The organism is Paenibacillus sp. UMB7766-LJ446 (genome assembly GCF_030226665.1).
Lineage (GTDB): Bacteria > Bacillota > Bacilli > Paenibacillales > Paenibacillaceae > Paenibacillus > Paenibacillus vandeheii.
Window position 1 is genome coordinate 494,438 of sequence record NZ_JASOYM010000004.1, and the last position, 13,639, is coordinate 508,076.

Consider the following 13,639-nt stretch of genomic DNA (forward strand, 5'->3'; position numbering starts at 1 on the left):
TCTCCGTTTAATATCAAGAAGAGGATAAGCGGAGAGTTCTCCTCTTGATCTTAATCAAAACGAGAGGGATGTGCAACCCATGGAGAGTCATCATAACAACGCTGCACTTCTGGTCATGGATATGCAGAACATCATTGTATCGTAGTATGCGAGCACGAGGATGCACTGTTCCCGTTTCAGAAAGCAGTAGAAGCAGCTCTCGCAGACATAACGTACCCGTGATTTTTGTGAAGGTTGGTCATCGCCAGGGAGTCCCTCCAATATGCAATAGTTTAACCTAATAAAATTGTCGAAGCGAAAGGGTGGTTATAATGAGTGAGTTAGATCTTAATGCTTCACAACAAGCAGCGCTAAGTCTGTTTAGTGGGGATAGTGGTGAAAACCCGTTTTCACTTATCAAGCAGTTGCGTGAAACAGGTCCTGTTATTCCAGTGTCTCTGCCAATGGGTGGCACAGATCGCGGACAGTGGTTGGTTACACGAATGGAAGAAGCTTCACAGGTACTTAAAGATCATGCGCACTTCACAGTAGACCCGCAATCCATCGACGGTAATGAGAATGCCCTGAAAGCCTATGTAGGCAATATAGATCCAGATGCCCCTCCGACGTTCTTCACTGGAAAATCGATGCTCTCCGTGGATGAGCCTGATCATCGGCGATTACGACGACTGGTCTCCAAAGCCTTTACGCCCAAATATATGGAAAGTCTTCGCCCGCGTGTACAGCAGATTGCTGATGAATTACTGGATCAGGTTCAAGCCCAGGGTGAGATGGATTTGGTCAAGGACTACGCCTATCCCTTACCGATCCATGTGATATCCGATATGCTGGGTGTGCCTAAATCAGATCGCCCTCAGATCCAGAACTGGTCCTCCGCGATTGCACACGGTTTGGGTTTGGGAGTGCGTGATCCGGGAGTAGAGGAGCATCTTCGAGCCTTCGGGGACTATACCGCACAGCTGGTAGCTGAGAAACGCAAACATCCTGCGGATGACTTGATTAGTCAATTGATTGCTATTGAAGAAGAGGGTGATCGACTCAGTGAACCTGAACTGCTGTCCATGATTACATTATTGATCTTTGCCGGTCATGAGACGACATCCAATCTGATTGCTACAGGTGCAATGATGTTATTGGATCATCCTGAACAATTGGAGAAGCTCAAGGCTGATCTCAGTCTGGCCCCGTCTGCTGTCGAGGAATTGCTGCGTTTTAATGGACCTGCAACCATTGCTGGACCCCGGTTTGCGACTCAGGATATCGAGCTGGCAGGACAACGGATTAAAAAGGGAGATATGGTCATTCCCGTGTTGAAATCTGCCAATCGGGATGAGCTTCAGTTTGAACAGCCCGAGGATCTGGATGTTACACGTCATATTAATCGTCATCTGGCTTTTGGTCATGGTATTCATTCCTGCTTGGGGGCTCCACTTGCTCGTGTGGAGGGAGATATCGCCTTTACAACATTGTTAAGACGTATGCCTAATCTGCGACTTAATATTCCTCGGGAAAACATTGAGTGGCATTTGGCGCTAAGTTCACAGAGCCTAGCTGCCTTGCCTGTCGCATTTTAGCACAAAGAGTTGGAGCTTTTATTGGTAAGAGGAACCTATACACCCCAAGAATCCGCCTAACATGGCGGATTTTTTGGTTTGGGGCTATGGTTTCATTCCGATAGGAAACACACAGAAATTGTATGAAAACGAAGATTAATGATGAAGTAAAAAGCAATTTGATACAAAATAAATGTTTTGTTACAATATTATCGACTGAATTAAACTATTCGATTACATTTGTTGTTCCATAAATACATAAGAGGTGGTGAATAAATGCTTGAGTTGAGTTTTGATAATCCGGATGAGTTGGTCACGGTCACGCATGCTTTATCGACCCGCTCACGAGTGGATATCCTGAGACTATTGATTTCCCAAAACCTGAATATAGTAGAAATTGCGGAAGCTCTCAAACTTCCCGTATCAACAGTAGCCAGTAATATCAAGGTTTTGGAAGCGGCGAGGCTGATTAATACGGAACTGCTGCCCGCCTCTCGCGGGGCAATGAAGGTATGCAGCCGCAATTACGATGATATTCATATTGCTCTTAATCTGGAGAAAGCAATTCCCAAAGGCGATATTCAGGTATACGAAGTGGATATGCCTATTGGTCACTATAGTGATTGTGAAGTATCACCAACCTGCGGCATGGCGAATGGTGAGGGCATGATCATTCGAGAGGATGAACCTGCCAGCTTTTTTCATCCAAAGCATGTTGGCGCGCAGATTATGTGGTTTCGCAAAGGATATGTCGAATATTTGATGCCGCTGGAAATTCCGGGAGAAGCGGTAATCGAATCACTGGAACTGTCCATGGAGATGTGTTCTGAAGCACCAAACTATGATCATAATTGGCCTTCCGATATCTCCGTATGGATTAACGGTGTGGAAATTGGCATGTGGACATGTCCTGGTGACTTTGGAGATCGGCGCGGAAAGCTCAACCCGGCTTGGTGGTTTGAATGGTCAACACAGTATGGGTTATTAAAGACATGGCGAGTGGACAAAAATAAAACGACACTGGATATGGAGAAAATCTCAGCAGTTGATCTGGATCAGCTTAACCTGCAGAACAGCCACAAGTTAAGGGTGCGGATTGGCATTAAACCGGATGCTGTTCATCAAGGAGGCGTTAATCTCTTTGGGAGACAATTTGGAGATTATGACCAAAATATCAAAATGACTGTACATTATGCTATTCATTAGAATACTATAAGGGAGAAAGGCCTTGGTTGCAGATATTATGTAACTAAGGCCTTTTTTTAATTAATAATTACATTAAATATGTTTGAAAGCGTTGACACAAGAGAAATACCCTTATATAATCCCCTATAGATACAGTAATAATGTAACAAAACAATTATATCGTTTGTATCTACAAATTAGAGTAAAGGGGATACTCGCATGAAAAAGAAGATCGGCAGGTTAGCACTGACATTATTGCTCTCATTCTCTACCGTTTTAAGTGCATGTAGCGGAGGCAGTAACGACGCTGGGGATAGTGGCTCCGGTGATGGAAAAGTGACATTGTCCTTCTGGACACTGTTCGATGGTGGTGATGGCGCCAATATGCAGACATTGGTCGATGAATTCAACAAAACCCACCCGGACATTGAAGTCAAGAATACCAAATTGGCCTGGGGCGAGTACTATACGAAGCTCGTTACTGCTGTTGGTAACGGTAATGGACCGGATATCGGGATTTCCCATTCCTCCAGACTGCCCGATCTGATCAATCAGGGGGTCGTCACAGAGCTGGATACTCCGGCTACGGATGCAGGTGTGGATTGGAGCACGTATAACCAAAATCTCTTGGATGCGGTTACCGTAGAAGGCCAACATTATGCTGTACCCATTGACACACATCCCTTTATCATGTTCTACAACAAAAAACTTTTAAAAGATGCAGGCTTGCTTGGGGAAGACGGGAAACCGATTCTGGAGCAATCTGCTGACGGATTTGTAAGTTTCCTTCAAACGTTAAAAGAGAAGCTGCCTGCCAAAACTACCCCGTTTGCCTTGTCCAATAATAATGATGACCCTTACCGCTTGTGGTGGTCACTGTACTCCCAGTTGGGTGGCAACGACGTCGTATCGGATGATCTGAAATCTGCAGCCATTGATAAGGAGAAAGGCATCAAAGCCGCAGACTATATCCAGAAGCTTTATACCGAAGGTTATATCAAGAAAAATGATCCGGACTTCTATAAAAATTTCCAAAGTGGTACAGCCGCCATTATCATGACAGGGGTCTGGACGACTGGAACCTGGGAATCCACCAAAGGACTTGAGTTTGGAGCCATGCCAATTCCGAAATTCTATGATCAGGAAGCAACATGGGGAGATTCTCACACGATTGTTCTGCCGCTGACTAAGGATGAGGACTCGGCTAAACGCAAAGCCGCGATGATCTTCGCCGACTGGGTTGCTGACAATGGTCAGGTCTGGGCGAAAGCCGGACATATTCCATCCAAGCCATCCGTGCTGGAAAAGCAGGAATTCAAGGATCTGCCGTACCGCAGCGATTATTCCGAAGTGGCAAGTGTAGTAAAATTCAGCAAACATTCCACCAAGAATGCACAAATCCGTGATGAAGCTGCCTTTAAATTTTTGAATGAGGTATGGATGAACAAAATGACCCCTGCGGATGCCATGAACAACATGGAGACAGCCATTCAGAAAATTCTGAGCGAATAGAAGGAAGACGGGTCACGCAAGCCGTGCGTATTCATCATCTGTAGACTAGAAATCGCCGGCTTGTGTGCCAATCAAAGGGGAGACGCATATGAAGATCAAAAAAATGAGAGCGGATTTGCAGGCACTGGTATTTCTGCTTCCATTCTTAATTGTTTATGGTTTATTTACGATCTGGCCCATGATTAAAGGCGTGGAGATGACCTTCTACAAATGGACATTGATTAAAAAAATGGATTTTATTGGCCTAGATAACTTTCGAAAAGTTCTTCAGGACAGAGAGGTTTGGGAAGCGATTTGGCATTCTACCTTTTTTGTTTTCTTGAGTACACCGACCATGATTATACTCGCGATTTTGCTGGCTATGATTGCCAACCGTAAATCGTCTTTGCAGAAGTTCTACCGCATCATCTTCTTTATACCAAGCGTACTCTCCGTCGCCGTCGCAGCTTATCTGGGTTTATTCGTATTTCAGCCTTATACGGGATTGGTCAATTCCGTCCTGCATCTTGTCCAATTATTGCCTCAAAATTCTGAGGTTTTCTGGCTGACGGAAACTGGGCTCGCTTGGGTCGTTATTACCGTAATTACCTTGTGGTGGACAGTCGGATTTAACTTTATTTTGTACCTTTCCGCGATGCAGGAAATACCGGATGAAATTTATGAAGCGGCAAGATTGGATGGTGCAAGTGATACTCAAATATTTTGGAGAATTACTCTTCCATATCTAAATCCATTGACCAAAACCATAACGATGTTGCAGATCATCGCTTCCTACAAAGTCTTTATGCAAATTTATGTCATTACGGGCGGGGGACCGCTGGATCAGACACGTCCGATTATTCAGTTAATCTATCAGACCGGATTTAAGAATAACAACCTGGGTTATGCCGCAACGATGTCCTACATTTTATTCGTGATCCTGCTGGTGCTGTCGGCGCTGCAATACTGGATGACTAACCGGAAAGGGGCGGAAAACTGATGAAATGGTTGTATCGCACAGGTTCTGCGTTGATGGCGGTTATGTTTGCGGCCCCACTTGTGTGGATGCTGATGGTCTCCATTAAAGAAGAAGGCATGAAGATTATTACAGTGCTGGACTGGTTTAAACCTCCTTACTCGCTTGCCGTCTATAACGAGATTCTGACGACGACAAAGCTGTCACAGTGGGTGGTTAACAGTTTGTTTGTCGCGGTGATTGTGACCGTGTTGACTGTTATTTTCGCCGCTATGGCCGGATTTGCCCTGTCCAAAGTACCGTTTCGTTTCCGTACATTTATTTTCTTCTTCATTCTTGGCGGGCTGTTGATTCCCGGTGAGGCTACCATTATTCCACTCTATCAGGTGGCCAAGGATCTTCATTTGCTGAATTCATACAGTGGATTAATTATTCCTGCGTTGGCTTCGCCTGTAGCAGTCATTGTACTCAAAAGCTTCTTCGACGGTATTCCCAATGATCTGTTGGAGAGCGTGCAAATTGACGGTGGGGGCTTTTGGCGGATTTTCACCAGCATTGTACTGCCGCTGACCCGGCCAGCGATGGCTTCCATGGCCATCCTGACGTTTATTGGTTCATGGAACAATTTTCTCTGGCCTTTTCTTTCGATCACCGACGACAATCTGTTTACACTGCCAATGGGAATTCCCACGCTGATGGGACAGTATTCAGAGGATTATGTTAAACCAATGGTTATCAATGCCGTCGCTTCTGTTCCTATCATTATATTATTTGTCATTTTTGAGAAGCAGATTGTCAAAGGTATCAGCATGTCTGGTATTAAGGGTTAACACTTTTTCAGGCCAACGCGCCAAATATAGAGGAGATCGGGGAGAACAATATGACTACCAAATCTTATAGCAAACATTATCCAAGACCACAATTTGTCCGCAAGGAGTGGCTGGATCTGAACGGGGAATGGGATTTTTCCTTCGATGATGGCAAAGTAGGCGAAAGCGAGCATTGGTATGATGAAGAACAATTTCCGAAGGGCACCCAAATTATTGTTCCTTTCACCTATGAAACCAAAGCAAGCGGAATCGGGATCGAGACGTTCCATCCACGGGTCTGGTACCGAAGAAATGTGCTGATCCCACAGGAGGCTCAAGGGAAAAGGACGATTCTTCATTTTCAGGGTGTAGACTACAAGGCAAAATGCTGGGTGAACGGGACAGTTGTCGGAGAGCATGAAGGAGGTTATGCGGCCTTTTCCTTCGACATCACTCCATACGTTACGTACGGTTCAGAGAACAATATTGTGCTTGAGATAGAGGACAGTCAGAGTGCAGTGCAGCCTCGCGGAAAACAACGCTGGGTGGATCAAAATTTTGAATGCTTCTATGTACAGAGCACCGGGATTTGGAAAAGTGTATGGCTGGAATATGTGAATGAGGCAAGAATTGATGCGGTCAAAATGACACCGGATATTGATCGGCATATGATTCGATTGGACTTTCAACTGCATGGAATTGAAGGCAGAAACAACTTGCGTCTGGAGACGCGCATTGAGCTTAAGGGGCAGCATGTACAAACGATCAGTCTGTCTCCAGACAGACCTTGGATGACGATAGAGGCCAGTGTAAAACATGAGGCTGGCGGTCCGTGGAAACAGTCGTTGTGGTCACCAGGATCACCGAACCTGTACGATATTGAGTTTGTTCTGTACGAGGACGAGAAAGAAAGCGACCGGGTTCAGTCCTATTTTGGCATGCGAAAGATATCGATTGAAAATGGGCAGATTCTCTTGAATAACGCTCCACTCTATCAAAGGCTGATTCTGGATCAGGGCTATTGGCCAGAGACTCATCTAACACCTCCTTCCGAGGAAGCACTGATTGAGGATATCGATTACATTGCGGCAATGGGATACAACGGAATCCGTAAACATATGAAGCTGGAGGACCCGCTCTTCTTATATTGGTGTGATGTGAAGGGCATGCTGGTCTGGTCAGAAATGGCGGCGACCTTCGAATTCAATGACGAGGCTGTGACCCGTTTCACCAAAGAGTGGCTGGAAATTGTACCTCAACAATATAATCATCCATGCGTAATTACCTGGGTTCCTTTCAATGAATCTTGGGGGGTACAGACCATTGCCCATGATGTAAGGCAGCAGCAGTTCACTCAAACCATCTATCATCTGACAAAAGCGATTGATCCGTATCGTCCGGTGGTTACCAACGATGGCTGGGAGCATACGGTATCCGACATTCTGAGTCTCCATGATTATGTGGAGACGGGAGACGCTTTTCTGGAGCGTTATCAGGATAAGGATCTGATTGTAACGAACCAGATCGCATCCAACCGATGGAAATTTGCTTTTGCAGAAGGATATACGTACAAAGGCCAACCTATCATCATTAGTGAATTCGGCGGAATCGCTTTTCAATCGGATAAAGGCTGGGGATACGGTAACCAAGTGGATTCGGTAGAGGCTTTCCTCGAACGTTTCAGATCCATCACCGGGGCAATTCAATCCATTCCCTATATCTCTGGCTATTGTTACACACAGCTTACGGATGTGCAGCAAGAGATCAACGGACTGCTGACGGAAGACCGCAAACCGAAGGTTCCACTGGAAGAGATACGAAAAATCAATCTGGGATGAAGCCTGGACTATATGCTAGAGATCAACTTAGAACAGGAGAGCTGAACATCATGCTGCGACAGGATTATCCACGGCCGCAATTTGTGCGGAAGGACTGGATGAGTTTGAACGGGGAATGGGAATTTGAATTCGATGATCATAACAAGGGACGTTCGGAAAACTGGAATGAAGGCAAACAAGCATTCAGCCGCCGAATCCAGGTGCCGTTTGCTTTTCAAAGTCAGCTCAGCGGGATAGCAGATCCCGATTTTCACGATAATGTCTGGTACAAACGGACTTTTGACATTCCAGAGAACTTCACCGGCAAACGGCTGCTGCTGCACTTCGGAGCCGTGGACTATGGAGCCTCTGTATGGATGAACGGGAAACTGGTGGTTCGGCATGAGGGCGGGCATACGCCATTTCATGCCGATGTTACGGATGCTTTGCTGGAAGGAAGCAATGTGCTGACCGTACAAGCGATTGATTATAGCAGGGATGTAACGCTGCCGCGGGGGAAGCAGTTCTGGCAGGAGCAATCTGCCCAAATTTTCTATACGCGCACTACTGGAATATGGCAATCGGTGTGGCTTGAAGCTGTCGCACCCGTTCATCTGCAGAAGGTACGCCTGACTCCCGATGTCGATCGCAACGAAATTGAAGTTACGGCTCATCTTCAAAGGGAACAAACTGATCCAAGGGATTGGGACGCTCAGGATGTCAGACTGCGTGTACAGATTGCTTATCAGGGAGAGCAGCTGTCTGAGGACGAATATCGAATCAGCGGCAAAACAGAAACCCGTACCATTGGGCTTCATACCTTTAACGAGCATGGCCTTGGCAGGCTGTGGTCACCGGAGCATCCTAATCTGTATGACATTCATTTCACTGTGTTGGTGGATGGTGTGCCAGTCGATGAGGTCGACAGTTACTTCGGCATGCGCAAGATTTCCATTGAACAAGGCAAGCTGTTTCTGAATAACCGTCCATATTATATGAAGCTTGTTCTGGATCAAGGGTATTTCCCGGATGGTAATCTGACCCCGCCGAGTGATGAGGCTATCCGGCGTGATGTGGAATTAACAAAGGAAATGGGATTTAACGGCGCCAGAAAACACCAGAAGATTGAAGATCCAAGATACCTGTATTGGTGTGATCAGCTTGGGCTGCTTGTATGGGGAGAGATGGCGAATGCCTACGATTACTCGGAACAGTATATCGCCCAGGTAACACGTGAATGGCAGGAGGCGCTGGAAAGGGACTACAACCATCCCTGTGTTGTGGTCTGGGTACCTCTTAATGAAAGCTGGGGCGTTCCCAATATCCTGACCAGCAAAGAGCAGCAGTATCACGCCTTGTCGATGTATTATTTGACCAAATCGCTGGATTCCACCCGTCCGGTCATTTCCAATGATGGCTGGGAGATGGTACAGACCGACTTGTATAACATTCATGATTATGAATGGAGAAGGGAAGTTCTGGCGGAAAGGTATCGTACTCGTGAAAACGCTGTAAGTGCCCTTCCGGGCAGTCGGAATCTGAGCGTGGGTGGCTACCGTTATGAAGGACAGCCTATATTAATTACCGAATTCGGTGGAATCGGGTATAAGAAAAGTGAATGGGAAGGCTGGGGTTACTCCGGAGCGGAAAATGACGAGGATTTTGCCCAGCGGCTGCATGCCGTAGTACAGCCGATATTGGATTCACCAGTTGTCGAAGGATTTTGTTACACACAGCTGACGGATGTAGAACAGGAGATTAACGGTCTGTTGACGTATGATCGACAGCCCAAGATGCCGATGGAACAGATAAGAGCCATTATTGAAGGACATTATCCATCGTCTGCTGGCGAATAAGGAGGGGAACACATGTTGAACACAAGGGAGACAAGTAATTCCTGGGAAGGCGATTTTCAAGGGGAAAAGGCCATTTACCTTCGTTTCGGTTCCAGTGAGGCTGTGATGCTGCCGGAGATAGGTGGTAATCTGGTCGCGTTTCGTGATCTTGAGCGAGGGCTTCGCTTCCTTCATGAGCCGTCACCCGAAGAAATGGAATCATTCAAGGCAAAACCGATGATTCACGGGATCCCCGTCCTTTTTCCGCCTAATCGCTATGAGGATGGGCGGTTTGCCTGGAACGGGCAGACACTTCAGCTCCCGGTGAATGAGGAAGCAACAGGAAATCACTTGCACGGATTTTTGTATAATACGCCCTGGGTTGTGGATGAGTATGGACATACCGAGAAGGAAAGCTATGTCTCGGTGTCCATCACCATTGATGAAACTCATCCGGTGTATGTGACCTTTCCTTTTCAATTCAGGATCACATTGCGCTACTCGCTGAGCAGTGATGGACTTATGCAGCATGTGAGGATTCGCAATCACGGAGAATCCTGCATGCCATGCCTGATTGCTTTTCATACCTCAATCAACGCACCGTTTAATACGGGAGGATCGGCTTCTGATTACAAGCTCAAGCTGACCATCGGAGACAGATGGGAATTGGATCAACGTATGCTGCCAACGACACGTTTTCAGCCCCTGGTTCAGGAAGAAGAGCTAATGCGTGACTCCGGGGTATATCCGTTCTTTGCAGAAATGGATAACCATTACACTGCTGTACCGCAGAACGGAAGAAACCGGATGGAGCTTCAGGATACAAAGCATGGAATGACACTGATCTACGATGTGGGAACCTCTTATAAACAATGGATGATCTGGAATAACAATGCGGAAGAAGGCTTTTTCTGTCCTGAACCCCAGATCAATCTTGTGAATGCACCTAATCTGGATATGCAGGCCGAAGAAGCGGGATTATTTAGTCTGGAGCCCGGAGAGATCTGGGAGGAAACGAGCAGATTATACCTGCGTCAATCGTAAAATAAAATGAAGGGGCGCAGCCAGGACAGCTATTGCTGTGATCGCGCTGCTCCTTTTAAAACCATTGAAGGGAGTAACCTGTTTGAAAAAAGGGTAGCAACTTACATTTGTCGGCGGAGAATCTTCCTTGGTCGCCATGCTGGCTTTAGAATAAAATAATGCCAGCGGCTCCGGCAACAATAAGAACCAGCAGGGGATGAAGCTTGTACTTGAACAGGAGAAACAAACATACTCCGCTAATGAGCAGTGTTGCAATCCATACCCAGCTTATGCCTGTATCTTCACCTGGATAACCAAAATGAATGGCAGCATAAATGATGAGTCCCGTCGTTACTGGACGCAAGCCGTATAAAGATGACTTGACCCATGAATTGTCATGCACCCGATAAAATAGGGCAGAGAGTAACACAATGACAACTAATGAAGGCAAAATCATACCCGCCGTTGAGACCGCGGCTCCGATATAACCTGCCGTTTTATATCCAATCAACGTTGCCGCATTGGTTGCAATCGAGCCGGGCGCCATGCCGGCCAGCGCTACGGTTTGCTGGAATTCTGAACTTGTCAGCCAACCTTTTTCCGTGACCTCGTGTTGAATGATCGGGATAACCGCATAACCGCCACCAAACGAAACGAGGCCTACACGTATAAACATCATGAACAGGTCCCAGTACATGTCGATCGCTCCGATTCGTCTTTCTTAAATGTAGTATTCCAGTTCCGGGTAGCTTCCTGTTACAGATTCTTTTTCCATTTTCACTTGAAGCCCTAACCGCTTTTTGATCCGAATTACGGCCATACCGCTTATCATTCCCGAAACAATAAGATAGAGGGGATGGATACCTGCAAACAACAGCACAGCTACGGTCACAACGGCAGCTATCGTTGTTGTTGTATCTAAGATGGAATACTTGGCCGTCCGATAAGCTGCCATACTGATTAAGGCAATAATGCCACCGTTCATTCCTTTTAAAGCGGCGTCAACTTTGGGTTGGTTACGAAATATGATGGCGAACACGCTAATCAGAATCACAATCAAAAACGTGGGACATGTCACGCCGATGACGGCCGAAACAGCTCCCGCGATGCCTGCCTGGCGATGTCCGATCATCGCAGCGGCATTTACGCCAACACCTCCAGGAGCCGAGCCGGCAAGCGATATAAGCTCACCGATCTCGTCCTCTTGCATCCATTTTTTCTTGTTCACCACTTCACGTTCAATAATGGGCAGCATTGCATATCCACCTCCAAAGGTGGAAGGACCGATGCGGAAGAAAATCCAAAAAAGCTGTGCCAGTACCATACATTGTTCTTTCAGGTTTTTGATGCTACCCTCATCCTTTCCATCAGGCATGATGAATTCGAGGCATTGGCATGGACTCTTTGCCAAGCTCAGCCCAGATATATTTGAGCAGCAGCTCTGTCTTGAGATGGGTGTATTCTGGTTCATTCCATAGGTTGAATCGTTCATCGGGGTCCTTTTCAAGATCGAAAAGTTCACCATAGGTTTGATTGTAATAAACGGTGATCTTGTAACGCTCTTCAATATATGTTTTTTGATGAATCGTCGTGGGTTCGTGTCGAAATTCACAGAGAGCGTGATTCCGAACGGCTTCCTCAATGCCAAGCCACACGTTCTTTTGATCCAATCCCGTCATGGCGTGAGGAATTGCAATGTTGCAAAGGGACAAAAAGGTGGGAGCCAGATCGACCAGCGATTGTATGGCATTTGATTTTCTAGCAGCAGGCACCTCACCTGGATATCTTACGATAAAAGGGATTTTGATGAGATCCTCGTAATGGAATCCGCCCTTGGCCTGAAGACCATGCTGCCCGAAGAAATGACCGTGATCGGTTGTGAAAACGACGATAGTCTCATCTGCAATGCCCAACTCATCCAGCTTATCGAGAATTTTGCCAATATATTTATCCATCATGCTGATCATCCCGTAATACACGCCGACCAATTTTTTCTTGTCATACTCTGTTAAGCGGGACTTGTCGCCATATTCATAATAATGATGCGAGCGGTAGCCGTGAATGCCGAAGCCGGTTTCAACCCAATCTTCAAAATTCGGATTTTCTACTTGGGTCAATTGAAAATGGGGCGGATTACGATCATGCTCTCCGGGTGTTATGGAGGGGATCGTAAGATCATCCGGGTCATACATCGAATCCCACGGTTCCGGTACAAGATATTCCGGATGCGGGTCGAAGAAGCTGGCCCACAGAAAGAAGGGATCATCGGCATCGGTATATTGCTGCAACAGGGAATTGGTTCGCTCAGCGATCCAGGTGTTGTAGTGATATTTCTCAGGAATGGGCCACGTATACGTTACGGAAGGATCCATCGTTCCAGTTGGGGGAAGGAAGTAATCCCTCCAGTTGGTACATCCCTGTTCTTCCAGCCACAGTGCGTAATGCTGACCGATATGCGCTTCATTCGTATGATTACGGGTCAGCTCAACGTGGTCAAAACCGTAAAACGGTCCATGGAAATGTCTCCAGTACTCCAAATCCTGCAGGATGGGATAGGCTTCTACCGACGGGTAGACTTCTGTGGATTTTAAAGGCTGAAAATGTGCTTTACCCACCAGTGCGGTGCGGTAGCCTGCTTCACTGAAACTTTCCCCAACGGTATGACGGTCTTCAAGCAATTTTGTGCCCAACGTCCAAGCCCCGTGCTGACTGGGATACATGCCCGTAATGATGGAAGCACGGCTAGGAGTGCAGGTAGGGTTCGGGCAATACGCCCGCTCGAACGTTGTTCCTTGCCGGGCGAGCCGGTCCAGATTGGGTGTGGAAATTTCAGACTGAAAAGCTCCAATTGTGTTCCAGTGCTGCTGGTCGCTGGTGATTAGCAAAATGTTAGGTGTTCTCGACAAATGAAATCGCCTCCTAGGATGATGATATTGAAAAAAACGAGATA

The 13,639-nt window shown here is 46.7% G+C and carries 11 protein-coding genes; 8 read left to right on the forward strand and 3 right to left on the reverse strand.

The annotated features are described in order from the left end of the window. Positions 1-311 precede the first annotated feature (311 nt). From QP794_RS13220 to QP794_RS13255, 8 genes are all read left to right on the forward strand, one after another. On the forward strand, positions 312-1,574 hold the full coding sequence (locus tag QP794_RS13220) for a cytochrome P450 family protein (RefSeq protein ID WP_094936537.1): 1,263 nt from the start codon (positions 312-314) through the stop codon (positions 1,572-1,574). Between the two features lie 255 nt (positions 1,575-1,829). Beyond that, complete coding sequence (locus tag QP794_RS13225; RefSeq protein WP_285077157.1) at positions 1,830-2,759, forward strand: ArsR/SmtB family transcription factor; 930 nt, start codon at positions 1,830-1,832, stop codon at positions 2,757-2,759. A 198-nt stretch (positions 2,760-2,957) separates the two neighbouring features. Continuing rightward, positions 2,958-4,250 (forward strand): ABC transporter substrate-binding protein, encoded by a 1,293-nt coding sequence (locus tag QP794_RS13230; protein WP_079344451.1) that lies wholly within the window; start codon positions 2,958-2,960, stop codon positions 4,248-4,250. Positions 4,251-4,338: 88 nt separating this feature from the next. Continuing rightward, positions 4,339-5,229: a carbohydrate ABC transporter permease gene (locus QP794_RS13235; RefSeq protein WP_079344452.1), complete on the forward strand. Its 891-nt coding sequence runs from the start codon at positions 4,339-4,341 to the stop codon at positions 5,227-5,229. Further along, positions 5,229-6,035 carry a carbohydrate ABC transporter permease gene (locus QP794_RS13240; RefSeq protein ID WP_079344453.1) on the forward strand — a complete coding sequence of 269 codons (807 nt, stop codon included), beginning with the start codon at positions 5,229-5,231 and terminating at the stop codon, positions 6,033-6,035. Before QP794_RS13235 ends, QP794_RS13240 begins: the two co-directional genes overlap by 1 nt. 50 nt (positions 6,036-6,085) lie before the next feature. After that, the gene (locus QP794_RS13245) at positions 6,086-7,852 is read left to right on the forward strand and encodes a glycoside hydrolase family 2 protein (RefSeq protein WP_285077159.1); all 1,767 of its coding nucleotides are present in this window, start codon (positions 6,086-6,088) and stop codon (positions 7,850-7,852) included. Next, on the forward strand, positions 7,849-9,687 hold the full coding sequence (locus tag QP794_RS13250) for a glycoside hydrolase family 2 protein (protein ID WP_285077161.1): 1,839 nt from the start codon (positions 7,849-7,851) through the stop codon (positions 9,685-9,687). The genes QP794_RS13245 and QP794_RS13250 overlap by 4 nt, the downstream gene beginning before the upstream one ends. Positions 9,688-9,699: 12 nt before the next feature. Then, positions 9,700-10,710 (forward strand): aldose 1-epimerase, encoded by a 1,011-nt coding sequence (locus QP794_RS13255; RefSeq protein WP_285077163.1) that lies wholly within the window; start codon positions 9,700-9,702, stop codon positions 10,708-10,710. Positions 10,711-10,855: 145 nt separating this feature from the next. On the opposite strand, the gene QP794_RS13260 is transcribed toward QP794_RS13255, so the two are convergent. From QP794_RS13260 to QP794_RS13270, 3 genes are read right to left on the reverse strand one after another with little or no spacing between them, the layout of a single operon-like run. Next, positions 10,856-11,386 (reverse strand): chromate transporter, encoded by a 531-nt coding sequence (locus QP794_RS13260; protein WP_285077166.1) that lies wholly within the window; start codon positions 11,384-11,386, stop codon positions 10,856-10,858. Between the two features lie 24 nt (positions 11,387-11,410). Continuing rightward, entirely contained in the window at positions 11,411-12,064 is a 654-nt protein-coding gene (locus QP794_RS13265; RefSeq protein ID WP_285077168.1) for a chromate transporter, read from the reverse strand. After that, positions 12,057-13,595 (reverse strand): sulfatase family protein, encoded by a 1,539-nt coding sequence (locus QP794_RS13270; protein WP_285077170.1) that lies wholly within the window; start codon positions 13,593-13,595, stop codon positions 12,057-12,059. Before QP794_RS13270 ends, QP794_RS13265 begins: the two co-directional genes overlap by 8 nt. Positions 13,596-13,639: the final 44 nt, after the last annotated feature.